The organism is Pseudomonas sp. IT-P171, assembly GCF_949767765.1.
GTDB classification, from domain to species: Bacteria; Pseudomonadota; Gammaproteobacteria; order Pseudomonadales; family Pseudomonadaceae; genus Aquipseudomonas; species Aquipseudomonas fluorescens_B.
In genome coordinates this window covers 374518-398981 of the sequence record NZ_CATKQN010000057.1, presented here as the reverse complement: position 1 = coordinate 398981, position 24464 = coordinate 374518, and the positions used below count along the sequence as shown (strand labels likewise).

General features: G+C 58.7%; 25 protein-coding genes and 1 pseudogene. 13 read left to right on the top strand and 13 right to left on the bottom strand.

Annotation, left to right across the window (positions count from 1 at the left end; genetic code table 11):
• Positions 1-60: 60 nt before the first annotated feature.
• Together ACM6I5_RS26205 and ptrR are read right to left on the bottom strand one after the other, a co-directional pair.
• Positions 61-189 (bottom strand): PA1414 family protein, encoded by a 129-nt coding sequence (locus ACM6I5_RS26205; RefSeq protein WP_003184145.1) that lies wholly within the window; start codon positions 187-189, stop codon positions 61-63.
• Between the two features lie 139 nt (positions 190-328).
• Positions 329-1222 (bottom strand): putrescine utilization regulator PtrR, encoded by an 894-nt coding sequence (gene ptrR / locus ACM6I5_RS26200; protein WP_017337101.1) that lies wholly within the window; start codon positions 1220-1222, stop codon positions 329-331.
• A 103-nt stretch (positions 1223-1325) separates the two neighbouring features.
• Here ptrR and ACM6I5_RS26195 point away from each other — a divergent pair, with 103 nt between their 5' ends.
• On the top strand, positions 1326-2507 hold the full coding sequence (locus ACM6I5_RS26195) for an MFS transporter (protein ID WP_414884957.1): 1182 nt from the start codon (positions 1326-1328) through the stop codon (positions 2505-2507).
• Here the strand turns inward: ACM6I5_RS26195 and ACM6I5_RS26190 are convergent.
• Together ACM6I5_RS26190 and ACM6I5_RS26185 are read right to left on the bottom strand one after the other, a co-directional pair.
• Positions 2452-3384, bottom strand: a complete 933-nt coding sequence (locus ACM6I5_RS26190) for a DMT family transporter (RefSeq protein WP_414884956.1) — start codon at positions 3382-3384, stop codon at positions 2452-2454. The two genes, ACM6I5_RS26195 and ACM6I5_RS26190, sit on opposite strands and share 56 nt — an antisense overlap.
• Positions 3385-3449: 65 nt before the next feature.
• Positions 3450-4286: a S1 RNA-binding domain-containing protein gene (locus tag ACM6I5_RS26185; protein ID WP_084323383.1), complete on the bottom strand. Its 837-nt coding sequence runs from the start codon at positions 4284-4286 to the stop codon at positions 3450-3452.
• Positions 4287-4638: 352 nt separating this feature from the next.
• Here ACM6I5_RS26185 and ACM6I5_RS26180 point away from each other — a divergent pair, with 352 nt between their 5' ends.
• From ACM6I5_RS26180 to ACM6I5_RS26170, 3 genes are all read left to right on the top strand, one after another.
• A complete protein-coding gene (locus tag ACM6I5_RS26180) occupies positions 4639-4827 on the top strand; it encodes a hypothetical protein (protein ID WP_017337097.1) in 189 nt (62 codons plus the stop codon).
• A 218-nt stretch (positions 4828-5045) separates the two neighbouring features.
• Positions 5046-5762: a TorF family putative porin gene (locus tag ACM6I5_RS26175; protein ID WP_017337096.1), complete on the top strand. Its 717-nt coding sequence runs from the start codon at positions 5046-5048 to the stop codon at positions 5760-5762.
• Positions 5763-5827: 65 nt separating this feature from the next.
• Positions 5828-6697 (top strand): DUF6279 family lipoprotein, encoded by an 870-nt coding sequence (locus ACM6I5_RS26170; RefSeq protein WP_414884955.1) that lies wholly within the window; start codon positions 5828-5830, stop codon positions 6695-6697.
• Positions 6698-6794: 97 nt separating this feature from the next.
• Here the strand turns inward: ACM6I5_RS26170 and ACM6I5_RS26165 are convergent, their stop codons facing one another.
• Positions 6795-7184, bottom strand: coding sequence for a transcriptional regulator (locus ACM6I5_RS26165; protein WP_414884954.1), 390 nt, complete (start codon positions 7182-7184; stop codon positions 6795-6797).
• Between the two features lie 177 nt (positions 7185-7361).
• On the opposite strand from ACM6I5_RS26165, the gene ACM6I5_RS26160 reads away from it, so the two are divergent.
• Positions 7362-8096 carry a DUF899 domain-containing protein gene (locus ACM6I5_RS26160; RefSeq protein WP_414884953.1) on the top strand — a complete coding sequence of 245 codons (735 nt, stop codon included), beginning with the start codon at positions 7362-7364 and terminating at the stop codon, positions 8094-8096.
• A gap of 156 nt (positions 8097-8252) precedes the next feature.
• On the opposite strand, the gene ACM6I5_RS26155 is transcribed toward ACM6I5_RS26160, so the two are convergent.
• Together ACM6I5_RS26155 and ACM6I5_RS26150 are read right to left on the bottom strand one after the other, a co-directional pair.
• Positions 8253-8672 carry a DUF2846 domain-containing protein gene (locus tag ACM6I5_RS26155; RefSeq protein WP_414879626.1) on the bottom strand — a complete coding sequence of 140 codons (420 nt, stop codon included), beginning with the start codon at positions 8670-8672 and terminating at the stop codon, positions 8253-8255.
• 8 nt (positions 8673-8680) lie between these two features.
• The gene (locus ACM6I5_RS26150) at positions 8681-9109 is read right to left on the bottom strand and encodes an Sbal_3080 family lipoprotein (RefSeq protein ID WP_017337091.1); all 429 of its coding nucleotides are present in this window, start codon (positions 9107-9109) and stop codon (positions 8681-8683) included.
• Positions 9110-9297: 188 nt separating this feature from the next.
• On the opposite strand from ACM6I5_RS26150, the gene ACM6I5_RS26145 reads away from it, so the two are divergent.
• Positions 9298-9573 (top strand): hypothetical protein, encoded by a 276-nt coding sequence (locus ACM6I5_RS26145; protein ID WP_017337090.1) that lies wholly within the window; start codon positions 9298-9300, stop codon positions 9571-9573.
• A 162-nt stretch (positions 9574-9735) separates the two neighbouring features.
• On the opposite strand, the gene ACM6I5_RS26140 is transcribed toward ACM6I5_RS26145, so the two are convergent.
• A complete protein-coding gene (locus tag ACM6I5_RS26140) occupies positions 9736-11082 on the bottom strand; it encodes a DEAD/DEAH box helicase (RefSeq protein ID WP_414884952.1) in 1347 nt (448 codons plus the stop codon).
• A 192-nt stretch (positions 11083-11274) separates the two neighbouring features.
• Here ACM6I5_RS26140 and ACM6I5_RS26135 point away from each other — a divergent pair, with 192 nt between their 5' ends.
• Positions 11275-12573 (top strand): mechanosensitive ion channel family protein, encoded by a 1299-nt coding sequence (locus ACM6I5_RS26135; protein WP_414879624.1) that lies wholly within the window; start codon positions 11275-11277, stop codon positions 12571-12573.
• A 48-nt stretch (positions 12574-12621) separates the two neighbouring features.
• Here ACM6I5_RS26135 and ACM6I5_RS26130 read toward each other — a convergent pair whose 3' ends face one another.
• From ACM6I5_RS26130 to ACM6I5_RS26120, 3 genes are all read right to left on the bottom strand, one after another.
• A complete protein-coding gene (locus ACM6I5_RS26130) occupies positions 12622-13488 on the bottom strand; it encodes a carboxylate/amino acid/amine transporter (protein WP_414884951.1) in 867 nt (288 codons plus the stop codon).
• 264 nt (positions 13489-13752) lie between these two features.
• A complete protein-coding gene (locus ACM6I5_RS26125; protein WP_017337036.1) occupies positions 13753-14352 on the bottom strand; it encodes an FMN-dependent NADH-azoreductase in 600 nt (199 codons plus the stop codon).
• 164 nt (positions 14353-14516) lie between these two features.
• Positions 14517-14831 carry a hypothetical protein gene (locus ACM6I5_RS26120; RefSeq protein ID WP_017337035.1) on the bottom strand — a complete coding sequence of 105 codons (315 nt, stop codon included), beginning with the start codon at positions 14829-14831 and terminating at the stop codon, positions 14517-14519.
• Positions 14832-14880: 49 nt separating this feature from the next.
• Here ACM6I5_RS26120 and ACM6I5_RS26115 point away from each other — a divergent pair, with 49 nt between their 5' ends.
• From ACM6I5_RS26115 to aqpZ, 5 genes and pseudogenes are all read left to right on the top strand, one after another.
• Entirely contained in the window at positions 14881-15804 is a 924-nt protein-coding gene (locus ACM6I5_RS26115; protein WP_017337034.1) for a LysR family transcriptional regulator, read from the top strand.
• Between the two features lie 14 nt (positions 15805-15818).
• Positions 15819-16624: pseudogene (locus ACM6I5_RS26110) on the top strand (alpha/beta fold hydrolase).
• 3 nt (positions 16625-16627) lie between these two features.
• Positions 16628-17185: a peptidylprolyl isomerase A gene (locus ACM6I5_RS26105; RefSeq protein WP_017337032.1), complete on the top strand. Its 558-nt coding sequence runs from the start codon at positions 16628-16630 to the stop codon at positions 17183-17185.
• A gap of 91 nt (positions 17186-17276) precedes the next feature.
• Positions 17277-19109 carry an ABC transporter ATP-binding protein gene (locus ACM6I5_RS26100; protein WP_017337031.1) on the top strand — a complete coding sequence of 611 codons (1833 nt, stop codon included), beginning with the start codon at positions 17277-17279 and terminating at the stop codon, positions 19107-19109.
• Positions 19110-19347: 238 nt separating this feature from the next.
• Complete coding sequence (gene aqpZ, locus ACM6I5_RS26095) at positions 19348-20043, top strand: aquaporin Z (protein WP_414884950.1); 696 nt, start codon at positions 19348-19350, stop codon at positions 20041-20043.
• Positions 20044-20059: 16 nt separating this feature from the next.
• On the opposite strand, the gene ACM6I5_RS26090 is transcribed toward aqpZ, so the two are convergent.
• Entirely contained in the window at positions 20060-21184 is a 1125-nt protein-coding gene (locus ACM6I5_RS26090; protein ID WP_414884949.1) for a GNAT family N-acetyltransferase, read from the bottom strand.
• 285 nt (positions 21185-21469) lie between these two features.
• Between ACM6I5_RS26090 and ACM6I5_RS26085 the strand changes: the two genes are divergently transcribed.
• Positions 21470-22786, top strand: a complete 1317-nt coding sequence (locus tag ACM6I5_RS26085; RefSeq protein WP_017337028.1) for a putative porin — start codon at positions 21470-21472, stop codon at positions 22784-22786.
• Between the two features lie 197 nt (positions 22787-22983).
• Here ACM6I5_RS26085 and ACM6I5_RS26080 read toward each other — a convergent pair whose 3' ends face one another.
• Positions 22984-24105, bottom strand: a complete 1122-nt coding sequence (locus tag ACM6I5_RS26080; RefSeq protein WP_414884948.1) for a beta-ketoacyl-ACP synthase III — start codon at positions 24103-24105, stop codon at positions 22984-22986.
• Positions 24106-24464: the final 359 nt, after the last annotated feature.

Genomic DNA, 24464 nt, shown 5'->3' with positions numbered 1-24464 from the left:
GGCTGCTCCGCAGCCCAACGGGGATAAATCCCCTCGCCACAACAGCCCTTCGGCCCTTCGTTACCGGCGGCGCGGCTGGCGGCGACGCTGTTCGTCGTCGGTGCGAATAGGCACAGGTTGCAGAGGCGGTTCGATTAAACCGAGTGCGACACCCAGGTCATGCAGCCAGTTTTGGATTTTCTCTTTCATGGTGCCCCCTTCAGGGTAGTGCCGAGCGGCTGAAATTCTGTAGCCCCTTCGCTCTGATAATAGTCCTAAGTCCTACCTAATGCTCGGCAAAATCCACAATGATCTGTTACTGAATTGATCCAAATACCTGACCATTCGTTCAGGCAATTGCTCGGGCCGGCGTTACCTCCGTCGGATAGACCGCCTGTTGCTGCTCGATCCACGCATTAAGATTGGCCCCGACCATGCCTTTGCGCCACATCAGCCAGGTCGTCGCCGTGGCGAAGGGCTCGGCCAATGGGTGCACCGCCACACTTTCACGACCCGGCAGGCTGGCCAGCATCGACTCCGACATCAGCGCCACCCCCGAACCGGCAATCACGCAAGCGAGCATTCCGGGGTAGGACTCGATTTCCATCGCCCGCCCCATGGCCGCGTGATCATGGGCGAACCAGGCTTCCAGACGCGTCCGGTAAGAACAGCCCTGGCGAAAGGTAAACACCGAGCGCCCCTGCACATCCAGCGCGCTGCGTACCGGCGGATGATCGGCTTCGCTGATCAGCACCAGGCGCTCTTCGCGAAAGGGCACGCCATCGAGCCCGGCCAACTCCAGCGGGCCATCCACCAGCGCCGCATCGAGACGACCGGTGAGCAAGCCCTCCAGCAGCTCTCCGCTGGGCCCGGACTGGACTTGCAGGTTCACCGCCGGGTAAGTGCGGTGATACCGGGCCAACAGTTGTGGAAGGTAAATGGCCGCGGTGCTGTACATCGTACCCAGCACGAAATCGCCCGCCGGTTGCCCGCCCTGCACCGCCGCTTGCGCTTCGTTGCGCAGGTTGAACAGCTTCGCGGTGTAGTCCAGCAACACTTTTCCCGCAGGAGACAACTGCAAACGCTGACGCTCGCGCAAGAAAAGTTCTACGCCGAGCTGCTCCTCAAGCTGTTTAAGGCGGGTCGACAGATTCGACGGCACCCTATGCAGTCGTTCGGCAGCACGGGTAATCGAGCCCTCTTCCGCCACCGCCTGGAAGATCCGCAGTTGGCTGAATTCCACGACATTCTCCAAATCAGAACAAGTTACTCACTATTATTCATTTTTAAAGAAAGTCAATCAGTCCTAGCCTGACGGTCATTGATCCCCTGCCGGAACTCAGACTATGTCCCCGCTGATTCGCTTACTCGCCAGTTTTATCGCGCTCATGATGGCCATGGGCATCGGGCGATTCGCCCTCACCCCGCAATTGCCACACCTGCTCAGCGAAGGTCAGGTCGACCTCACAGCCGCCGGTCTGATTGCCGCAGCCAACTACCTTGGGTACTTCGTCGGCGCCGTGGACGCAATGTTCTGCCGGCGTCCCGAGCAAGTCCGGCAGCGGTTGCTGGGCGGGTTGTGGCTGTGCGTCTTACTCACCCTCGCCTCGTTCTGGGCCAATGGCTTCTGGTCGCATCTGCTGCTGCGTTTCGGCACGGGCGTGGCCAGCGCCTGGGTGCTGGTGATGATCACCGCATTGAGCCAGCCACTGGCCGCGGCAGCCGGTCGACCTCGGCTTGGCGCAGTGGTATTTGCCGGACCGGGTCTGGGGATCTTTCTCACAGGATTGTTGGCGTTGGGCTCGAATCTGTTGGGTCAGACCTCTGCAACCTTGTGGCTGGTATACGCCGGCGTCGCACTGGTGATGCTGTTGGGGATTTTGCCTTTCCTGCCGCAACCGTCCGCCTCCGTGGCAGTCGCCGCCAGCGCTGCCGGTTCGGGCGACCAGGGGATCGGCCGTTTGGGGGCGATCTACTGCTTGTACGGTCTGGGCTACATCATTCCGGCCACTTTCCTCTCGCAGATGGCCAACGCGCAGTTCCATGGCCAATGGCAAGCCGATCTGTTCTGGCCCTGCTTTGGTCTGGCGTCGGCCATCGGCGTGGTGCTGGTGAGTCTTCGTCGGCACAACCCGAACGCCACCCGTCATTGGCTGATGGCTACGTTGTGGCTGCAAGCCGCTGGTGTGTTCGCGTGTCTGTTGGGCAGCGGGTCAGGCCTGGCGCTGGGTGTATTGCTGTGTGGCACGCCGTTCCTGGCCTGCATGCAACTGGTGATGCAACGCTCGCGGGAACTGGCGCCCCACGCCACCCAGCGCAACGCAGGACTGCTGACCGCGTGTTTCGCCGTGGGTCAACTTGCCGGACCGTTGCTCGCCGCATTGAGCAGCCATTTCAGCGGCGGTTTGCAGCCGGCGCTGATCGTGGCGGGCAGCGGTCTGCTTATCGCTGGTGGTCTGTTGCTCCGTCCGGTCAGCGCTGGCCGAGGGCTTTGCGCAAACGACGGCGCACCCACTGTTCAGCGCTGACAAACGTGATGCCGAGCAGCACCAGCACGGCACCGATGACGAAGTTGAGGCTCAGCGCTTCGCCCAGCAATACCACGCCGAACGTGACGCCGAACAATGGCGTCATGAACGAAAACACCGCCAGGTTCGCCGCCAGATAGCGACGCAGCAACCAGAACCAGGTCAGGTAGCTGAAGAACGACACCACCAGTCCCTGGAACAGCACACTGGCCACCGCCACGGTGGTCAGGCTGACGTGGGTGACCTGGCCACTGAGCATCGCGATCAGCAGCAAACCGACGAAACCGACAATCAGTTGGTAGAACAACGTGAGCGTCACCGGTGCTTCCGACAAGCGCGAAGCGCGCACCACGACGGTGGTTGCGCCCCAAGCGGCGCCGGCCAATACGCCAAGCGCATCGCCCATCAACATGCGGCGATCGAGGTTGTCCCACGACACGCCACCGGCAAACGCGATGGCAATCCCGATAAAGGCAAGAAAAATGCCCAACCACTGGACGGGCCTCAAGCGTTCGCTCGGCAACAGCCAGTGCACGCCCAGCGCGGTGAAGATCGGCGCCGTGTAAAGGAACACCGACATGTGCGCGGCCGTGGTCAATTGCAGGCCTACGGAAATGAAGAAGAACTCCAGTCCAAACAGCGCGCCGGCCAGCAGTCCACCGCGCCACGTCTTGCCTACCTGATCCCAGCCGCCCTTCCAACAGATCAACAATCCTACAAGCAACGCAGAAATACCCGACCGCCCCGCAGCCTGCATGACCGGCGCGATGTCAGGCGCCGCCCACTTGATCATCACCTGCTGCACGCCCCAGATCAGGCACAACCCCATCATCACTTGCAGGGCAAACGCATCGGCGCTACGCCGAGTGGCGCTCACTGGATCACCTCGTCAACACAATCCATGGCAATGACTCGACAGTTAAAGCAAAGGCCGGCGTGGGATCAGCTCAGTTCAATGCGATCGGCGTGAATAACGATCTGGCCATTCTTGTACAGCGCACCAATGGCTTTTTTGAAGTTGCCCTTGCTGACGCCAAACATGCTGGTGATCACTGTCGGGTCACTCTTGTCGCTCACCGGCAGCGTGCCGTTGTTTTCACGCAACTTGGCGAGGATCTTCGAGTTGAGGCTAGTGGCCGCTTCTTCACCCACCGGTTGCAGGCTCAGGCTGATCTTGCCGTCGGCCCGGACTTCTTTGATGAAGCCCTTCTCTTCCTTGCCGGCGCGCATGAACTTGAAGATTTCGTTCTTGTGGATCAGGCCCCAATGCTTGTTGTTGATGATTGCCTTGAAGCCCATGTCGGTGGCTTCGGCAACCAGCAGATCAACTTCCTGGCCGGGTGTGTAATTGGCCGGGGTCTTGTCCAGATAACGGTCCAGACGCGCGGTCGCAGTGATGCGACGGGTGTGCTTGTCGAGGTAGACGTGCACCACGACATACTCGCCAGCAGTCATCTGACGCTTTTCTTCGGAATACGGCAGCAACAGATCCTTCGGCAAACCCCAATCCAGGAAAACACCGATGCTGTTGACTTCAACGACTTTCAAACTGGCGAATTCACCGACTTGAACTTTCGGCTTTTCGGTAGTTGCGATAAGTTTGTCATCGCTGTCCAGATAAATAAAAACGTTGAGCCAGTCTTCATCTTCGCTGGGAATATCTTTGGGAATATAACGATTAGGCAGAAGGATTTCGCCATCCGCGCCACCGTCCAGATATAAACCGAAGTTAGTGTGTTTAACCACTTGCAAACTGTTGTAACGCCCGACTAAAGCCATGTCCAATACCCTCATTGCGTGGGCGGCATTCTACCCGTTTTTGCACGCGGCGTTCGACGCCCGGCCAAGAGGCTCGAGAAAAATCCTGTGAAGGTCTTAATTTTCCAGGGATTTGTCGGTCGCGTCCGGCCATTCGTCAGGCCGATCAGCGGATTTTCGTCCCTTCCAGCCAGGCAAAAATCCATTTATACGCACTGATGTTCTTATTCAAAACAGCAGGTTACGGGGATATTTCGAATAATAACTTGCGACGTATCCTGCTTTTGTGATGTGTATTTCAGGGGGATATTTACCAAGCAATTGTCAAGTATTTCCTGTACGATGCGTGGCCAAGTTAATTTTCTACAGGTTAATGGCCGCCATGCGTGTAAAAGCATCCAACAGCAAAGCAAAGCCAGCTCCAGCCGTTGAAACCAGCGAATCGATCAACAACCAGATTGCTGCGTTCCTCAAGTCCGGTGGCGAGATCCAGCAAATTGCCAAAGGCGTCAGCGGCCAGACGTTCGGCCCGTCCAAGCAGATCACGCTCGGCAAAAAGTAACACCGTTACAGATCCTCGCGTCACCTGGTCCGTAAGCGCTTTGAGCTTCGAAGCGCTTGGACTGGAACCCTCTCGCAACACCCCCGATAAATACATCAATATTTCAAAAATCGACGAACGGCCATCGATGCCGAGCATTCGCCGGTATGCTTGCACACGTCTGGATTAAGCGTTTCAGCAGTTTTTCGTTTCTGCTCCTCGCTGTCATGGAGTGACGCATGCTCAAACCCTTTCTGTTTTTGCTCAGCGGCCTGCTGTCATCTTCGGTCGCCAACGCGCAAATCTTCCAGCGTGAACTGGGGGACTTCGATCTCAAGTTGGGCACCACCCCCAGTCGCAGCATGGCCCAGGGGCTGGTCAAACCCTCGACCATCGGCTCCTTTCACGGCGGCCTCGACCTGAGCCATGACAGCGGCTTCTACTTCGGCCAATGGTCACCGAGCATGGGATTGAGCCAGGGGAACAACCTCGAAGTCGATTCCTACATGGGTTTTAAACAACCCTTCGACCAAACCCTCGGATACGAAGTCGGCATGATCCGCTACAGCTATCCGAAGGTGGACACCCTCGACACCCAGGAACTCTTCGGCGGCCTGACCCTGCTGGGCAGCCGTTTCGGCGCAGCCTTCAGCAACGACCCGGACAAACAGAACAGCACCGTGTTCGCCGACCTGGGCGGCAATCAGCCATTCGGCGTCGGGATCAGCATGAAATACACCACCCACCAGCTCAATACTCCGGTGTCGGTGGACGGCGGGTATGTAGGCAGTTTCACCGACTGGTCGTTGACGCTGTCCCGGCCGTTCATGGGTATCGACCTGGACCTGATCTACAGCGACTCAAGCCTCAGCGGCAGCGATTGCTCCGCCTACTCCGGGCACAACAGTCAGTGCGACGGACTCGTCACCCTCAAAGCCGAACACGCGTTCTATTGATCGGCTGAACTGGCGGGCTCATCCTGCGTTCACATGAGAACCTACGCTTTCGCAAGGACTCGCCCATGTCGCGCTGGTTAAAGTGTATTGCCGTCGCCCTCACCCTCAGTCTCGCCCTCGGCGCCTGCAGTCGCGTGGGCCTGGCCTATCGCAACCTCGACGTGATCATTCCGTGGACCCTCAGCGATTACCTGGACATGAACGGCGAGCAAAAAGGCTGGTTCAACGAGCGCCTGAAAGAGCACCTGAGCTGGCACTGCACCACGCAACTGCCGGGTTACCTCGACTGGCTCGACCGTTTGCAGGTGATGGTTGAGACCAATCAGGTGACCGACAACGCACTGCAAACCCGCACCCAGGAAGCCAAACAAGCCATCGCCCAGACCGCACGGGAAATCACCCCGTCGGCCATCGAGTTGTTGCAGGGGCTGGATGACAAGCAAGTCGCGGAGATGAACGACGCCTTTGCCAAGGACCAGCGCAAACGCCAGCAGGATTACCTGAAACCGTCCCTCGATCAGCAGATCAAGGAGCGCGGCGAGCGCATGGAAAAACGTTTGAAAGACTGGCTCGGCCCGCTCAGTCCAACCCAGCGACAACGTGTCGTCGCCTGGTCGAATGCCTTGGGTGACCAGAACACGCAATGGATCGCCAACCGCGCCCATTGGCAGAAGCAGTTCAGTGCCGCAGTGGCGCAACGTCAGAGTCCGGAATTCCCACAGCGAATCGAGACACTTCTGGTGAATCGCGAGAGTTTATGGACGGCCGATTACCGCAAGGCTTACGCCAACACAGAAGCACAGGCGCTAAGCCTGTTCGCGGATTTGATGGCGGAGAGCAAGCCGACCCAGCGTGAGCGGTTGTTGAAGAAAATCGAAGGGGTTCGCAAGGACTTCAATGATTTGAAGTGCCTCAAGGCCGCGAAACAGAGCTAAGAATCAAAAGATCGCAGCCTTCGGCAGCTCCTACAGAGTTCTGTGTACACAGGCAGGAGCTGCCGAAGGCTGCGATCTTTTGCTTTCACCAACGCAATCAGGCGATCTGCGCCTTGGACGCCACCACATCAAACGTCACTGCATCGAGCGCGTCTTCCTGCTCATCCAGCACCTGCCGTGGATGATCATTGCCAGGAATGCTGCTGTCGATCAGGCTCAATAAACTCGAACCCCGTGGCGTCAGCATGTAGTTCGAACCGGTCCCACCCTGCTCTTCAGGCCGAGGTTCGATATAACCCCGCTCCAGCAGCAACTTTTCATATTCACCGGCCACCGCTTTCAGGTGATCCAGGTTTTCAGTCTGCTCGCCCTCCGCACCTTTTTCTGCCGCGTACTCTTCTGCATAGGGCCGCGGCGTGAAGCTGGGGGCCGCGTTTTGCACTTCGTGCAGCAAGCGTTCAATCAAATCCCAGTTATAAGTCGTCATCCTGTCCAACCTCCAAAGCCCGTGAATGTGATGGCCTTCATAGGTTGTGACCGGCAGCGCGCGCAGCCGTTCAGCTTAGGTTTTGAACGGCGCTGACCGGCGGTATGTCGAATTCGGCACAGGTCAAACGACAAGCTTGTGTCAGTCACCTCCCAGCATTGCGCAGGAGAAAACCCGATGAACGTTCAGAACCATCAAATCGTGTCGCGAGAAGAATGGCTCGTGGCCCGCAAACAACACTTGGCCCACGAAAAAGCCTTCACCAAAGAACGGGACAAACTCAGCGCCGAACGTCGCGCCCTGCCCTGGGTGAAAATTGACCAGGACTATCGCTTCCAGGGCCCCAACGGCGAACTGAAAATGGCCAATCTGTTCGGCGGTCGCAGCCAGTTGGTCATTTACCACTTCATGTTCGCCGACGGCTGGGACGAAGGTTGTCCCGGTTGCTCCTTCCTGTCCGACCACATCGACGGCGCAAACCAGCACCTCGCACATCACGACGTGGCCGTAGTGGCCGTTTCCCTCGCGCCATTCGCCGAATTCCAGGCATTCAAACGGCGCATGGGCTGGAAGTTCGATTGGGTGTCGTCAGCAGGCAGCGATTTCAACTACGACTTTGGCGTCTCGGCCCGAGCAGAAGATGTCGCTGCCGGCAAGGCAACCTACAACTACGAAAAATCCGACGGTGCCGAGGAAGAACTCCCCGGCCTGAGCGTGTTTTATCGCAACGAAGCTGGCGATATTTTCCACACCTACTCCACCTATGCCCGAGGGTTGGACATGCTGGTGGGTGCCTACAATTACCTCGACCTCACGCCCAAGGGGCGCAATGAAGAAGAAATCATGGAATGGGTAAGGCATCACGATCGCTATGAAGACAAGGCTTCTTCAAGCTGCTGCCATGGGGGATAGAGCGCATTGTTTGCAAGCAAATGCTATGAGCAAATAAAAAGGGCAACCTGTTGGTCGCCCTTTTGCGTATGTGCAGACACGTGTGGAAAAGCGCTAACTCAGGCATGCCAATCAAATGTTTTGATTGGCGATGGATCACTCATTTACCGCGTGCGACTACTTCACCGGAATATACGAATACCCCTTCACCATGGCTTTCCCTTCCTTGGCGTCCCGCACCCGGACCATCTCGGCCGCGTACTCTTGCGTGTATTCAACGAAGTATTCCTTGCCCGGCTCGACCTGCAGGTTCAAGTACACATTTCGGGGATGCGGGCGCGGTCCGGCTGAGACCTTATGCAAGCCCGGGCTCACCAGAACCCAGGAATAGTTTTTGTCATTGAGCCCCACCACGGCGCTGTCATTGATGCTGAACACGCTGTCATAAAAACTGCCTTGAATGACCTGGGTCCGCATCATGTAAACCAGCGCCTTGCCCTGCGGTGGCGCCGGCGGCTCGAAATACGGCTGGCTGGGGCTGGTATGACCGCATCCGGTCAACAACAGCATGAGCAATAGAACCGGGATACTTTTCATGGCTGCGCTCATTTGTTTTGCCCCAGTAACTGGTTGATCACCGGCCCCATTTTTTCCTCGACCGGCGCGACTTTCGACGGATCGAAGCCGCCCTCACCGGTCAGGTGGTATTGACCAAAGCCGATTTGTTGATCGCCCTTGAAGAGCCGGACACTGGCATCGGACAAGTACGGGGAAAAGTCCCAGGAACGGATGGCGGTGTAGGTCAGACGGTATTCGCAACTGCTCGGAATGGGGGCGGCGTACAAGCGACTTTCGATGTTGTGCTTGCGCAAAAGCGTTTGCAGGCCATCGACGAAATCGCCCACCACCACTTTCGGGTTCTCTTCGATGCAGAGCTGAGAGATTTTGTATTGAGGAGCAACTGGCTCGACGTTGACGTTGGTGCAACCGGTCAATGCCAGTAGAAGGCTTGCCGTGACGGCCCTGAACAGCATGGTCGATCCCTGATTTGCGAGTGATAGCACAATGATACCAGTCTACTAGATTGGCGTCCTTTTTCGGTCAATTGACGGATTCGCTATCAGCCAGCTGCGTGAACAAAAGATGCCAGCGTGCTGAACTTTCCCCTGACCTCAACCCTCAACCGGATAACCCGCCTTAACCGGAACCGAGGCCCACCCCCATGAAAACCCTGCTGAAACTCACCCTCGCCGCCACCCTCGCTTGCGCCCTCCCCGCCTGGGCCTGCACGCCGGAGGAAGCCACCGCCAAACGTGAACAGCTGGCCAAGGAAGTCGCCAGGCTCACGGAGCAGAATCCGAAGAAAGCCAAAGAGATCAACGATGAGTTGCAGAAGATGGATCTGGATACGGCCAGCGCCGATCTACCGGACAAGTGTCAGTTGATAGACCAGCGTTTGAAGGAGTTGGGATCGGCGGAGAAAAAAGCCGAGGGTTGAAGAGAAGATCGTAGCCTCGCTTCGCGCGACAGCTCCGAGGATTCAGGTGCACTCGGAATACCAGGTCGCACACGCTTCATGCAGGAGCTGGCGAAGCCTGCGATCTTTGGACGAAAAAAAACCCGGACAATGTCCGGGTTTTTACTGGATCGCTACCGCGCCTTATTCAGCAGCCGGCGCTTCCGGCTTGCGGCGCTTCAGCGGGGCCATGCCGTCCTTGCTGACCAGCGACAGCGCGTCGGTCTTCGGGCGGTTGGCAATTTTGCGCTTGGTCGGTGCCTTGGCGCCGGTTTTCTTCTTCTCGCCCTTGGCGTCGACCTTTTTCTTCTTCACGCCAACGGCTTTGCCCGAGGCCTTGACCTTTTTCGGCCCGCCGTAGGTGCCTTTGACTTCCTTGATGGTGCGGCGCTCGAAGCTCTGCTTGAGGTAGCGCTCGATGCTCGACATCAGGTTCCAGTCGCCATGGCAGATCAGTGAGATGGCCAGGCCATCGTTGCCGGCACGACCGGTGCGACCGATACGGTGAACGTATTCATCGCCACTACGCGGCATGTCGAAGTTGATCACCAGGTCGAGGCCGTCAACGTCGAGGCCACGGGCGGCAACGTCGGTGGCAACCAGAATTTTGACACCGCCCTGCTTCAGACGATCGATCGCGAGCTTGCGGTCTTTCTGGTCCTTGTCACCGTGCAGGACGAACGCTTTGTATTCCTGCGCCACCAGGCGGCCGTAGATGCGGTCGGCCATGGCCCGGGTGTTGGTGAACACGATGGCCTTCTGATAGGTCTCGTTGGCCAGCAGCCAGTTCACGATCTGCTCTTTGTGCTGGTTGTGGTCAGCGGCGATGATCTGCTGACGGGTGGTCGCGTTCAGATCGCTGACGTTGTTCAGCTGCAGGTGTTCCGGGTTGTTCAGGACCTTGGCGACCATCTCGCGCAGGCCCGAACCGCCCGTGGTGGCGGAGAACAGCATGGTCTGCTGGCGATTGGTGCACTCTTCCACCAGACGCTGCACGTCTTCGGCAAAACCCATGTCGAGCATGCGGTCGGCTTCGTCGAGCACCAGCACTTCGACTTCTTTCAAGTCGAGGTTGCCGGCGTTCAGTTGCTCGATCATCCGGCCCGGCGTACCGATCAGGATATCCGGCACCTTGCGCAGCATGGCGGCCTGGACCTTGAAGTCTTCACCGCCGGTGATCAGACCGGACTTGATGAACGTGAACTGAGCGAAACGCTCGACTTCCTTGATGGTCTGCTGGGCCAGCTCGCGGGTGGGCAGCAGGATCAGGGTCTTGATGCTGACGCGGATTTTCGCCGGGCCGATCAGACGGTTGAGGATCGGCAAGACGAAGGCGGCGGTCTTGCCGCTGCCGGTTTGCGCTGTCACCCGCAGGTCACGCCCTTGGAGCGCCAGCGGAATAGCCGCTGCTTGCACAGGCGTTGGCTCGACAAATTTAAGCTCGGCCACGGCTTTGAGCAGGCGTTCGTGCAGGGCGAATTGGGAAAACACGGGTGCTACCTCGAAGAAATACAAAAAAACAGCTGCATAGGGTAACGGTTTCGAGCGCCGAGGCCGAGTTTCTTTATGCAAACGACCGTAAACAGTGGCTTTTTTGTTGCCTCTTTTGTCCTCAAACGTCATCCAAAGCGTCTTAAATGCTCTAATCGCCCCGACGCGTCCTATAGAAGAACGGTTTTACCCATGGATATCAAACAGCTCTGGCTCAACGTCCAAGACCTTTGGGGTGCTCTCGACCAGCATCCTCTCCTGCATTCCAGCCTCGGGCTGCTTTTGTTGCTGCTGGTGGCACTGGCCCTCGGACGAGTGGCGCGCTATCTCATTCTTCATGCGACCAAAATGCTGGGCCGTCAACCGGCGTTGCACTGGGTCAATGACTTTCGGCAGAACAAGGTGTTTCATCGCCTGGCGCAGATGACGCCGTCGCTGGTGATCCAGTTCGGCCTGCACCTGGTGCCGGAACTGAGCAAAACCAGCTTGATCTTCCTCGGCAACGTGGCGCTGGCCTTCACCATTCTGTTCCTGGTGCTGGCCATCAGCGCCCTGCTCAACGCGTTGCTGGACATCTATGCGCGCACGGAGCATGCCCGAACCCGCTCGATCAAGGGCTACGTGCAACTGGCGAAGATGGTCTTGTACGTGTTCGGGGCGATCATCATCGTCGCCACGCTGATCGACCGCTCGCCGCTGTTGCTACTGTCGGGCCTGGGCGCCATGTCGGCGGTCATTCTGTTGGTCTACAAGGACACCCTGTTGTCGTTCGTCGCCAGCGTGCAGCTGACCAGCAACGACATGCTGCGGGTCGGCGACTGGATCGAGATGCCGCAAGTCGGCGCCGATGGCGATGTGGTGGACATCACGCTGCACACGGTCAAGGTGCAGAACTTCGACAAGACCATCGTTTCGATTCCGACCTGGCGCCTGATGTCCGAGTCGTTCAAGAACTGGCGCGGCATGCAGCAGTCGGGTGGGCGACGGATCAAACGCAGCCTGTTCATCGACGCAAGCGGTGTGCGATTCATCCGTGATGATGAAGAGCAGAAGCTGTCCCAGGTGCATCTGCTGACCGATTACATCAGTCGCAAACAGGCTGAACTCAAGGCGTGGAACGAGGCTCAGGGTAACGTCGCGGCCATGTCGGCCAACCGGCGGCGGATGACCAACATCGGGACCTTCCGCGCCTATGCGCTGGCGTATTTGAAGAGCCACACGGAGATTCAGCCGAACATGACCTGCATGGTCCGGCAGATGCAAACCACGGCGCAGGGGATTCCGCTGGAAATCTACTGCTTCACCCGCACCACGGCGTGGGCGGATTACGAGCGGATTCAGGGGGATATTTTCGATTACTTGCTGGCGGTGCTGCCGGAGTTCGGGTTAAGCCTTTATCAGCAGCCGAGTGGCGGGGATCTCAGGGCCGGGTTGCTCCCGGCCATGCTGGGCGCCAGCCACATTCCAGAGCCTGAAAAACACGTCATGTAACTTCAGGTCTCCCCTTGTGGGAGCGAGCCTGCTCGCTCCCACAAGGGTTTAGTGCGCGACTGCCGGTTGGCGTATACCCAACCGGCTAATCCACACCGCCATCAAAATCACCGAACCACCCAAAAACAAGCGCCCCAGCTCTTCATGCTGATTCCAGATCAGCAGATTGATCAGCAACCCCACCGGCACATGCAGGTTGTTCATCACCGCCAGCGTCCCGCCATTCACCAGGCACGCGCCCTTGTTCCACCAGTACAACCCCAACGCGGTCGAGACCAGGCCGAGGAACACCAGCACGCCCCATTGCAGCGGTGCTTCGGGCAGGAAATTCTGTTTGCCGAACAGCAGAAAGGCCGGCAACGCCACCGCCAATGCGCCGAGATAGAAAAAACCGAAGCGCCGGTAATGCGGCAGATCGCTCGGATGACGCGCCACTAGATGCTTATAAAACACCTGCCCGGCGGCATAGGTGAAGTTGGCCAGTTGCAGCAGCAGGAATCCCATGAAGAAATCCGGGTTGATCCGGTCAAAGCGGATCACCGCTGCGCCGAGCACTGCCACCAGCGCTGCGACCAGCGCCCATGGATTGAAGCGCCGGTTCAGCGCATCTTCAATCAACGTCACATGCAGTGGCGTGAGGATGGTGAACAGCAAGACTTCCGGCACCGTCAGCACCCGGAAGCTCAGGTACAGGCAGACGTAGGTCACGCCAAACTGCAACGCGCCGATCAGCAGCATGCCGCGCATGAACGCCGGTTCGACCGAACGCCAGCGCGTCAGCGGAATAAACACCAAACCCGCCAGCAACACCCGCACCAGCACTGCGAAGTAACTGTCGACATGACCGGCCAGGTATTCGCCGATCAGACTGAAGGAAAACGCCTGGATCAGCGTGACAAAAAGTAGATAGCCCATGCTCGCCTCGTTTTGAATGGCGGCGACGATAGCGGGTTTTGCCGGCGATCGCGAGAACACACATAAACCTGCGGGCAAGCCCGCACACAGGGATCTGTGTCCGCCATCAAACCGCAGACAAAAAAAAGCCCGATCTCGCTAAAGCGTTCAATCGGGCTACAGCACTCAGGAGCAACAAGTGCAAAGGGAGGTCGATGCGCGTACAGGCTTGAAGGGTTGCGCCAGGTCACTAGACCATCCAGCGATTATCTGGCGATTAACGGGTCAGGCGACCTGGGAAAGCTTGGCGTTGGCCTGGTTCAGTCCCTTCTCCTGGAAGTCGCCGCCCAGGTTCATGCCTTCGGCGTGGATGAAAGTCACGTCGTGAATGCCGATGAAGCCCATGACCTGGCGCAGGTAGGGTTCCTGATGATCCGCGGTGCTACCGGCGTAGATACCGCCGCGAGCGGTCAACACGTAAGCGCGCTTGCCACTGAGCAGGCCTTGCGGGCCGGTCTCGGTGTACTTGAAGGTCACGCCGGCACGCAGCACGTGGTCGAGCCAGGCTTTCAGCGTGCTCGGGATCGCGAAGTTGTACATGGGAGCGGCCATGACCAGCACGTCAGCGGCCAGCAATTCATCGGTCAACTGGTTGGAGCGCTCCAGGGAAACCTGTTCGATGTCGCTGCGCTGCTCGGCGGGTTTCATCCAGCCGCCCAACAGGTTGATGTCCAGGTGCGGCACCGGATTGACGGCCAGGTCACGCACGGTGATCTGATCGTTGGGGTGGGCGGCTTTCCACTGGTTGATGAAGGTCTGGGTCAGTTGACGGGACACCGAGTCTTGCTGACGGGCGCTGCTTTCGATGATCAGAACGCGGGACATGGGATGTAGGCTCCATCTGAGAATGCTGTAAGTCGATGGAGTGAAGGTTAAACAGAGTCATATCGATGAAAAAGCGCAAATAATTGCTATAACCCATCAATAAATTCGTTTATAAGCTGGATACACCCTGAGGGAGCAGGCTCGCTCCCACAGGATTTTGGTGCTTATTTCGGGGTGCAGGTCAGATTGATGCGCATCTTGATGATGGTCCGGTTGAACTTGGCGGTGGCATTTTTGTGCTTGCCGGCAGCCACTTCGATATTGCGGGTGCGCGGCGCTTCCGGGCCGTTATTGAAAACCACCTTACAGACTGCATCGGTGCTGCCGTAGTTGTTCACCTGAATGGAGGCGATGTCGGTATCCGTGTCATACGTGTTGTAGTCGATGCTCAAGCCGTTCAACTGTTTTTGTACGTCGATCGGGTAAGCAAAGGCAGTCAGCGGCAGCATCGCCAACACCACACAACAGAATTTTTTCATTCGGCAGTCTCCAATAAGGACTGCCAGCTTAGGACAAGAGGAGCTCAACATGAAAGCGCCCCGCGTGACCCTTGATCAATGGCGAACGCTGCAGGCCGTGGTCGACCACGGCGGTTTCGCCCAGGCCGCCGAAGCGCTGCACCGCTCGCAATCGTCAGTCAGCTACACCGTGGCGCGCATGCAGGACCAGCTCGGTGTGCCGCTGCTGCGCATCGACGGCCGCAAAGCCGTGCTGACCGAAGCCGGCGGCGTGTTGCTGCGCCGCTCGCGCCAACTGGTGAAACAGGCCAGCCAACTGGAAGACCTGGCGCATCACATGGAGCAAGGCTGGGAAGCGGAAGTGCGGCTGGTGGTCGACGCAGCCTACCCGAGTGCCCGCCTCGTCCGCGCCCTGACCGCGTTCATGCCGCAAAGCCGCGGCTGCCGGGTGCGGCTGCGCGAAGAAGTGTTGTCGGGCGTGGAAGAAGTCCTGCTCGAAGGTGTGGCCGACCTGGCAATCACCGGCTTCAGCATTCCCGGTTACCTGGGCGCGGAATTGAGCGACGTCGAATTCGTCGCCGTCGCCCACCCCGAACACGCCCTGCACCGCCTGAACCGCGAACTGAATTTCCAGGACCTGGAAAGCCAGATGCAAGTGGTGATCCGCGACTCCGGCCGTCAACAGCCACGGGATGTCGGCTGGCTCGGCGCCGAACAGCGCTGGACCGTCGGCAGCCTCGCCACCGCCGCGACATTTGTCGGCAGCGGGCTGGGTTTCGCCTGGTTGCCCCGGCACATGATCGAACGCGAACTGAAGGAAGGGACGCTCAAGCTGCTACCGTTGGACCAGGGCGGCAGCCGTAACCCGAGCTTCTACCTGTATTCGAACAAGGACAAACCGCTGGGCCCGGCGACACAGATCCTCATCGAACTGCTGCGCACGTTCGACACCGCGCCGCTGGATGCGCCCTTCGCCGCCCCTGAACAAGCCTGACACGGAGTGAACCCATGGCCTATTTCGAACACGAAGGTTGCAACCTGCACTACGAGGAATATGGCCACGGCACGCCGTTGCTGCTGGTCCACGGGCTGGGTTCCAGTACCTTGGACTGGGAAAAGCAGATCCCGGCGCTGTCCGCCCGCTACCGAGTGATCGTGCCGGATGTACGCGGCCACGGTCGCTCGGACAAACCCCGCGAGCGCTACAGCATCGCCGGATTCAGCGCCGATCTGGTCGCCTTGATCGAGCATTTGAACCTCGGCCCGACACATTATGTGGGCCTGTCGATGGGCGGCATGATCGGCTTTCAACTGGCGGTGGATCAGCCGCAACTGCTCAAAAGCCTGTGCATCGTCAACAGCGCGCCCGAGGTCAAATTGCGCAGTCGCGACGATTATTGGCAGTGGTTCAAGCGCTGGAGCCTGATGCGCGCGCTCAGTCTGGGCGCCATCGGCAAAGCCTTGGGCGCCAAGCTGTTCCCGAAACCGGAGCAGGCCGAATTGCGTCAAAAGATGGCCGAACGCTGGGCAAAAAACGACAAACATGCTTATCTCGCCAGCTTCGACGCGATCGTTGGCTGGGGCGTTCAGGAACGACTTTCCAGAGTGTCCTGTCCAACCCTCATCGTCAGCGCCGACCGTGACTACACACCGGTGTCGCTGAAGGAGACTTACGTAAAACTGCTGCCTGATGCGCGGCTGGTGGTAATCGCCGATTCGCGTCACGCCACCCCGCTGGATCAACCCGAACACTTCAACCAAACCCTGCTCGAGTTTCTCACTGCAGTCGACACCACTACACTCAGGATCACTGACCCATGCTGAAAAAAATCGCCCTCGTCGCTGGCTCCGTTCTGTTTGCCGCCAACCTGATGGCCGCCACGCCCGCCAAGGCACCGCACGTGCTGCTGGAAACCACCAACGGTCAGATCGAAATCGAACTGGACCCGGTCAAGGCGCCGATCAGTACCAAGAACTTTCTTGAGTACGTCGACAGCGGTTTCTACAACAACACGATTTTTCACCGCGTGATTCCGGGCTTTATGGTCCAGGGCGGTGGTTTCACCCAACAAATGCAGCAAAAAGAAACCAAGGCACCGATCAAGAACGAGTCCAAAAACGGCCTGCATAACGTGCGTGGCACGCTGTCCATGGCCCGTACCTCCGTGCCGGATTCGGCCACCAGCCAGTTCTTTATCAACGTCAAGGACAACGACTTCCTGGACCAGGGCGATGGCTATGCTGTCTTCGGTAAAGTCGTGAAAGGCATGGATGTCGTGGACGTCATCGTCAACTCGCAAACCACCACCCGTGGCGGCATGAAAGATGTGCCTGCCGATCCTGTGTTCATCAAGTCGGCCAAGCGCATCGACTAAGTCCAAAACGCACAGGGAGTGTTGAGCGGCCGCCGGTATCCGGCGCCGTTCAAATCGTTTAAAGGAGAGCCCGCACGCGGGCGGAGAACAAATGCTTTATCGCCGTTTTGAAAAACTGATCGACATATTCCGTGACGCCCCGACGGCGGCTCCGCCCGATCGTGTTCTCCCCTTCTATACCTATTACCTGAAGCAAGTCTGGCCAATGTTTGCGGTGTTGCTGATCGTCGGCCTGTTCGGTGCGCTGATCGAGGTGGCGCTGTTCAGCTACCTGAGTCGCATCATCGATTTGACTCAAGGCACACCCAACGTCGACTTCTTCAAGATCCACGGCGTGGAACTGGCCTGGATGGCAGTGGTTGCGCTGATTCTGCGTCCGCTGTTTCTCGCCTTGCATGACATGCTGGTGCACCAGACCCTGAGCCCGAGCATGACCAGCATGATCCGCTGGCAGAATCACAGCTACGTGCTCAAGCAGAGCCTGAATTTCTTCCAGAACGACTTCGCCGGGCGCATCGCCCAACGCATCATGCAAACCGGCAACTCGCTGCGCGATTCGGCCGTGCAAGCGGTGGACGCGCTGTGGCATGTGCTGATCTACGCGATCAGTTCGCTGGTGCTGTTCGCCGAAGCCGACTGGCGCCTGATGATCCCGCTGCTGACCTGGATCGCCGCCTACATCGGCGCCCTCTGCTACTTCGTGCCACGGGTGAAAGAACGCTCCGTGGTGTCTTCGGATGCGCGTTCCAAACTCATGGGGCGGATCGTCGACGGCTATACCAACATCACCACGCTGAAGCTGTTCGCCCACACCAACTTCGAACAGCAATACGCCAAGGAAGCCATCGAAGAACAGACCGTAAAAGCCCAGCTGGCCGGCCGCGTGGTCACCAGCATGGACGTGGTCATCACCAGCATGAACGGCTTGCTGATCGTCACCACCACCGGCCTGGCGTTGTGGCTGTGGACCCAGTCGCTGATCACCGTTGGCGCCATCGCCCTGGCCACCGGCCTGGTGATCAGGATCGTCAACATGTCTGGCTGGATCATGTGGGTGGTCACCGGCATTTTCGAAAATATCGGCATGGTCCAGGACGGTTTGCAGACCATCTCGCAACCGGTCAGCGTCACCGACCGTGAAGCGGCAAAACCGTTGGCCGTTACCCGTGGTGAAGTGCGCTTCGAGCACGTGGATTTTCACTACGGCAAGAAAAGCGGGATCATCGGCGACCTCAACCTGACGATCAAACCCGGTGAGAAAATCGGCTTGATCGGCCCGTCCGGCGCCGGCAAATCGACCCTGGTCAACCTGCTGTTGCGCCTCTATGACGTGCAGGGCGGGCAAATCCTGATCGACGGCCAGAACATCGCTGACGTCGCTCAGGAGAGCCTGCGCGAGCGCATCGGCATGATCACCCAGGACACGTCGCTGCTGCATCGATCGATCCGCGACAACCTGCTTTACGGCAAACCCGATGCCACCGACGCCGAACTCTGGGAAGCGGTGCACAAAGCCCGTGCCGACGAGTTCATTCCGTTGCTGTCGGACGCCGAAGGGCGCACCGGGTTTGATGCGCATGTGGGTGAGCGCGGGGTGAAACTTTCTGGCGGCCAGCGTCAGCGGATCGCCATCGCACGGGTGCTGCTCAAGGATGCGCCGATCCTGATCATGGACGAAGCCACCTCCGCGCTGGACTCGGAAGTCGAAGCGGCGATCCAGGAAAGTCTCGAAACCCTGATGCAGGGTAAAACCGTGATTGCCATCGCCCACCGGCTTTCGACCATTGCGCGGATGGACCGGTTGGTGGTGCTTGAGAAAGGCCAGATTGCCGAGACGGGGACCCATGCTGAACTGCTGGCGCAGGGCGGGTTATATGCGCGGTTGTGGCAGCATCAGACTGGGGGGTTTGTCGGGATCGATTGAGGCTGTTTTGTTGGGTGAATATCCGTTACCAAAACAACGGATATGCCTCCAATCCCAAGCCAACCCAATAAACCGCCATACCCCACCAACCACAAGCTCTGGCACTTTCCCCATCCGCACTGGAATTCCAGAAAAACCCTGCTGTACTCACCCAAGGTCCTGAAGATGAACCTGTCGTAAACCCGCAGGATGCGTCACTCGATTCAGACTCGATAGCTCGCCTATCAAGGAAGATCTCATGTCTCTGTTCAAACGTTCAGTCACTGAGTTGTTAGGTACGTTCTGGCTGGTGTTGGGAGGTTGCGGCAGTGCGGTCCTGGCCGCGTCGTCTCCGCTGGGAATCGGCGTGCTCGGTGTGGCCATCGCGTTTGGCCTGACCGTGCTGACCATGGCCTTCGCCATCGGCCACATCTCCGGTTGCCATCTCAACCCCGCCGTATCAGTCGGTTTGTTCGTCGGTGGTCGTTTCCCGGCCAGGGAACTGCCGGCTTACATCGTTGCGCAAGTCATCGGCGGGATCATCGCCGCCGCGCTGATCTACTACATCGCCAATGGCAAGGAAGGCTTCGACCTCTCAGCAGGCCTGACCTCCAACGGCTACGGCGAACACTCCCCCGGCAAATACTCGATGGCCGCAGGCTTTGTCTGTGAGCTGGTGATGACGGCGATGTTCGTGCTGATCATCCTCGGCGCCACCGATAAACGTGCACCCGCCGGGCTGGCACCAATCGCCATCGGCCTGGCCCTGACGCTGATCCACCTGATCTCGATCCCCATCACCAACACCTCGGTCAACCCGGCCCGCAGCACCGGCCCGGCACTGATTGTCGGCGGCTGGGCCATCGCGCAATTGTGGATGTTCTGGGTGGCGCCGCTGCTCGGTGCGGTGATCGGTGGCGTGACCTATCGGTGGCTGGGCAAGGAAGGCACTTGAGCCCAACGGAGAAGGATCAGCCTTGCCGATAAGGCAAGGCGGTCCTCGCTTCCTCGGCATACGCCAGCACGCCGAGACGTTCCTGCTGCAGGAAGTCCTTTACCGCCGCTTTCAGCCCGGGATGACGCAAGTAGTGCCAGGAATGGGTGATCACCGGTTCAAACCCGCGAATCAATTTGTGTTCACCCTGAGCACCGGCATCGAAACGCTGAAAGCCGTTGGCAATCGCGTAGTCCATGCCTTGATAGAAACACGTCTCGAAGTGCAGCCGGTCGAACTCCGCCAGACAGCCCCAGTAACGGCCGTAAAAACTGTCGCCACCGACGAGGCTGAAGGCCATGGCCACCGGGCGTGAGCCTTGTCTGGCCAGCACCACGCGAATGGACTCCGGCATGCGTTCGGCCAACAGGCTGAAAAATTCCCGCGTCAGATAAGGTCGTTGCCGACGCACTGCGTAGGTGTTGGCGTAACAGGCGTAAACGAAATCCCACTGCGCCTGATCCAGTTGCCGGCCTTCCAGCCATTCGAATTCGAAGCCCTGCCCCGCCACCTGCTCGCGTTCTTTGCGCATCTGCTTGCGTTTGCGTGAACTGAGGGCGTCGAGAAAGTCCTGAAAATCCCGATATCCGCGATTCTGCCAGTGGTACTGACAGCCGATGCGTTGCAGCCAGCCAGGGTGTTCGGCCAGTGCCGCGTCGGTGAACGGGTCCGTGAAGTTGATGTGAGCGCTGGAGAGCTCTTCGATTTCAAGGTAGCCGGGCAAACTCTTCAGCAGTTCGAAACCGTCTTCAACCGTGGCGGCCAGCAAACGCGGGCCGCTGACCGGGCTGAAGGGCACGGCAGTCAGCAGTTTGGGGTAATAGTCGATGCCGGCACGCTCGCATGCATCGGCCCAGGCGTGATCGAACACGTACTCGCCGTAGGAGTGCCATTTGCGGTAGCTGGGCAGCGCGGCGATCAACCGATCACCTTCCATATGCAGCAAATGCTCGGGCTGCCACCCGGAATGCGGACCGACGCTGCCGCTGTCCTCCAGTGCGCTGAGAAAGGCATGACGCAGAAACGGCTGATCATCCGGCACCAGGGCATCCCAGGTGTGCGGCGCTATATCGGACAGACTTTCCAGACGTTGCAACGGCATCACTTCCTTCCCCACTTCTTGGCGTAAAAGCCTCGCGAGTATCGCCTATAGCGTCGCAATCCACACCCGCGATTCGCCGACAGAGCCCGGAATAGAAAGTTCATTCCGATTTTGTATCGTCATCGAGACGCCATCACATTGCCACTGCTTTGTCATAAACCATCGCGATACTGGCGCCTGTTTTTAGAGCGCCGGGTTATAGCACCCGGCCACTGTTTTCCGTCCCTTTGCGGCCGGTTGTGCCCCGGATGGCTCAGTCATCCCCTCTCATCTTCGGAGATTGATATGCGTCTTGCTTCCACGAAAACTGCGGCGGCCCTGTGTGGCGGCCTGCTGCTGGCCATGAGTGTTCCGGCCAGCGCCGCAGTCGACGGCAAACTGCTCGACATGCTGAAGGCTAACGGTTCGATTACCAACGCGCAGTACAGCGAACTGCAAGCCGAACTGGCCCGGGATCAGAAAGAACAGCAAATCGCCCGTCAGGCTCAACAAGAGACCAACGAGCAGATCGCGGCCACCGCGAAGAAAACCGAAGCACTGAGCACCTTCGACCAGAAGCTGGCGTGGGCTGCCAAGACCCAGTTCAAGGGTGACGTGCGTTTCCGTCAGGAGACGGTCAAAAACGATGGCGTATCGAACACCGGCGACCAGGATCGTCAACGTATCCGTGTCCGCCTGGGTGCCTATACGGCAATCAACCCGCAAGTGGACACCGGCATCCGTATCGCCACTGGCAGCGACAACGACTCTCGTTCCACCAACCAGAGCCTGGATGGCAACTTCACCAAGAAGGATATCTGGCTGGACCAGGGTTACGTCGACTACCACCCTGATGCCATCAAGAACCTGCACCTCGTTGGCGGCAAGATGCCACAGCAATGGGTGAGCATGGGCGACATCATCTGGGATAGCGACATCAGCCCGGAAGGTCTGGCACTGACTTACAAATACCCGTTGGGCGGCAGCACCGAGCTGTTCGGCAGCGCCGGCCACTACACCCTCAAGGACAACGTCGACGGCGAAGGCAAGCAGTTCCGTCACGACCTTCGTCTGTACGCAGGCCAGTTGGGCGCTCGTTTCGCGATCACTGACAACCTGAAAATGACCCTGGGTGGCAGTCTCTACGCTTACGACAACGACAACGACATCAACAACACCTGTGCGGCGAACACCTGCCGCCTGGCCATTAACGGCAACACGGCGAACGAGCAGTTCAAACTGTACGAAGGCTTTGGTCAGCTCGACATCGGCGGCCTGCCAATGCCGCTGTCGATCTACGGTCAAGTCGTCAACAACGACGATGCCAGCAACGATCAGGACATGGGCTGGCTGGCCGGTGTCAAGACCAACGTCTTCGGCTTCGGCGTGGACTACAACTATCGCGACGTACAGCGTAACGCGGTGGTCGGCGCCTTCACCGACTCCGACTTCGCCAACGGTTTCACCGGTTCGCGCGGCAGCAAGTTGAAAGTGAGCTACGAGATCGACAAGAACTTCGCCCTCGGCGCGACCTACTTCATGGCTGATTCCGACTACACCAACGCCACGCTGCGGGACTCGAAAATCAACACCCTGCAACTGGATGCTGAAGCCAAGTTCTGATCCCGGCTACACGGCCCGGGCAAGGAAGCCCGGACTGCTTTTACAAACTCGCGTTGCAGTATCGGTCCCCATCATCCGTCCGATACTGCAACGCGAGTTTTTTTGTGCAAAAAAAAGATCGCAGCCTGCGGCAGCTCCTGCATGGGATTACGTAACCCAGTAGGAGCTGCCGCAGGCTGCGATCTTTTAAAGCGAACTCAGCGCTTGCGCAGAATCACGCTGCCAATCGAGTAACCGGCGCCAAACGAGCTGAGCACGGCCAGCGAACCGGCGGCCAGATCGTCCTGGTTCTTGTGAAACGCAATCACCGAACCGGCGGAGCTGGTGTTGGCGTAGGTGTCGAGAATCACCGGCGCTTCTTCTTCGGTGGCTTCGCGACCCAGCAGTTTCCTGACGATCAAGTGGTTCATGCTGAGGTTGGCCTGGTGCAGCCAGAAGCGCTTCACGTCGCCAACATTGAGCTGGTTCTCTTCCAGGTGCGCACCGATCAGCTCGGCAACCATCGGGCAGACTTCCTTGAACACCTTGCGGCCTTCCTGCACGAACAGTTTGTCCCTGGCGCCGATGCCCTCTTCCGCCGCGCGGTTGAGGAAGCCGAAGTTATTGCGGATGTTGTTGGAGAACTTGGTCAGCAATTTGGTGCTGACCACGTCGAACTGGAACTTGGACGTTGCCAGGTCGGCGCGCTCGATGATCACCGCGGTGGCCGCGTCGCCGAAGATGAAGTGGCTGTCGCGGTCACGGAAGTTCAGGTGTCCGGTGCAGACTTCCGGGTTGACCATCAGGACGGCCCGGGCCTGGCCCAGTTGCACGCTGTTGGCGGCCGCCTGAATACCGAAAGTCGCCGAGGAGCAGGCGACGTTCATGTCGAAACCGAAACCCTGGATGCCCAGCGCTTCCTGGACTTCGATGGCGATGGCCGGGTACGCGCGTTGCAGGTTGGAGCAGGCAACGATCACGCCGTCGATGTCGGCGGCGGTTTTGCCGGCGCGCTGCAAGGCTTGTTCGGCCGCGCCGATGGCCATCTGGCAGAGGACCGACCACTCGTCGTTCGAGCGCTCCGGCAGGCGTGGCGCCATGCGTTGCGGGTCAAGAATGCCGTCCTTGTCCATGACGAAGCGGCTTTTGATGCCGGAAGCTTTTTCGATAAACGCTGCGTTGGACTCGGTCAACGCTTCGATTTCGCCACGGGCGATGGCATCGGCGTTGTCGGCGTTGAACTGCGCGACGTAAGCGTTGAAAGACTGCACCAGCTCTTCGTTGGAAATGCTGTTGGCCGGGGTGTACAGGCCGGTGCCGCTGATGACGACGTTATGCATGGTCGTTTCTCTAATCTGTTCAGGCAGAAAGCATTGGCACCGACGTACCAATACACAAAGGGTCTGTTCCCGTGAGAGGAGTCAAACCTGGCATCGCTTTATTCCGTTCCGCCCGAACCTGTGGAGGCTCAAAACCGCGGGGCCGGCGTTTATAGGCGCGAAGTTTGCCATAAACGTTGGGTTTTGGCGCCTTTTGCGAAGTAGCGGCGTATCTCTGTCAGCCTTTTGTGGCGAGGGGATTTATCCCCGTTCGGCTGCGAAGCAGTCGCAAAACCAGCGCACTCGGTGTAACTGATACATTGAGTGCGCTGATTTCAGGGCGGCTTCGCCACCCAACGGGGATAAATCTCCTCGCCACA

Excerpts from the sequence above, each read along its gene's own strand:
- ACM6I5_RS26195 (WP_414884957.1), top strand. The coding sequence starts at position 1,326 with ATGTCCCCGCTGATTCGCTTACTCGCCAGTTTTATCGCGCTCATGATG.
- ACM6I5_RS26155 (WP_414879626.1), bottom strand. The coding sequence starts at position 8,672 with ATGAAAAGTATCCCGGTTCTATTGCTCATGCTGTTGTTGACCGGATGC.
- ACM6I5_RS26125 (WP_017337036.1), bottom strand. The coding sequence starts at position 14,352 with ATGTCCCGCGTTCTGATCATCGAAAGCAGCGCCCGTCAGCAAGACTCG.
- ACM6I5_RS26080 (WP_414884948.1), bottom strand. The coding sequence starts at position 24,105 with ATGCATAACGTCGTCATCAGCGGCACCGGCCTGTACACCCCGGCCAAC.
- ACM6I5_RS26185 (WP_084323383.1), bottom strand. The coding sequence starts at position 4,286 with ATGGCTTTAGTCGGGCGTTACAACAGTTTGCAAGTGGTTAAACACACT.
- ACM6I5_RS26180 (WP_017337097.1), top strand. The coding sequence starts at position 4,639 with ATGGCCGCCATGCGTGTAAAAGCATCCAACAGCAAAGCAAAGCCAGCT.
- ACM6I5_RS26175 (WP_017337096.1), top strand. The coding sequence starts at position 5,046 with ATGCTCAAACCCTTTCTGTTTTTGCTCAGCGGCCTGCTGTCATCTTCG.
- ACM6I5_RS26165 (WP_414884954.1), bottom strand. The coding sequence starts at position 7,184 with ATGACGACTTATAACTGGGATTTGATTGAACGCTTGCTGCACGAAGTG.
- aqpZ (WP_414884950.1), top strand. The coding sequence starts at position 19,348 with ATGTCTCTGTTCAAACGTTCAGTCACTGAGTTGTTAGGTACGTTCTGG.
- ACM6I5_RS26170 (WP_414884955.1), top strand. The coding sequence starts at position 5,828 with ATGTCGCGCTGGTTAAAGTGTATTGCCGTCGCCCTCACCCTCAGTCTC.
- ACM6I5_RS26100 (WP_017337031.1), top strand. The coding sequence starts at position 17,277 with ATGCTTTATCGCCGTTTTGAAAAACTGATCGACATATTCCGTGACGCC.
- ACM6I5_RS26120 (WP_017337035.1), bottom strand. The coding sequence starts at position 14,831 with ATGAAAAAATTCTGTTGTGTGGTGTTGGCGATGCTGCCGCTGACTGCC.
- ACM6I5_RS26115 (WP_017337034.1), top strand. The coding sequence starts at position 14,881 with ATGAAAGCGCCCCGCGTGACCCTTGATCAATGGCGAACGCTGCAGGCC.
- ACM6I5_RS26105 (WP_017337032.1), top strand. The coding sequence starts at position 16,628 with ATGCTGAAAAAAATCGCCCTCGTCGCTGGCTCCGTTCTGTTTGCCGCC.
- ACM6I5_RS26150 (WP_017337091.1), bottom strand. The coding sequence starts at position 9,109 with ATGCTGTTCAGGGCCGTCACGGCAAGCCTTCTACTGGCATTGACCGGT.
- ACM6I5_RS26145 (WP_017337090.1), top strand. The coding sequence starts at position 9,298 with ATGAAAACCCTGCTGAAACTCACCCTCGCCGCCACCCTCGCTTGCGCC.
- ACM6I5_RS26090 (WP_414884949.1), bottom strand. The coding sequence starts at position 21,184 with ATGCCGTTGCAACGTCTGGAAAGTCTGTCCGATATAGCGCCGCACACC.
- ACM6I5_RS26160 (WP_414884953.1), top strand. The coding sequence starts at position 7,362 with ATGAACGTTCAGAACCATCAAATCGTGTCGCGAGAAGAATGGCTCGTG.
- ACM6I5_RS26205 (WP_003184145.1), bottom strand. The coding sequence starts at position 189 with ATGAAAGAGAAAATCCAAAACTGGCTGCATGACCTGGGTGTCGCACTC.
- ACM6I5_RS26135 (WP_414879624.1), top strand. The coding sequence starts at position 11,275 with ATGGATATCAAACAGCTCTGGCTCAACGTCCAAGACCTTTGGGGTGCT.
- ACM6I5_RS26085 (WP_017337028.1), top strand. The coding sequence starts at position 21,470 with ATGCGTCTTGCTTCCACGAAAACTGCGGCGGCCCTGTGTGGCGGCCTG.
- ACM6I5_RS26130 (WP_414884951.1), bottom strand. The coding sequence starts at position 13,488 with ATGGGCTATCTACTTTTTGTCACGCTGATCCAGGCGTTTTCCTTCAGT.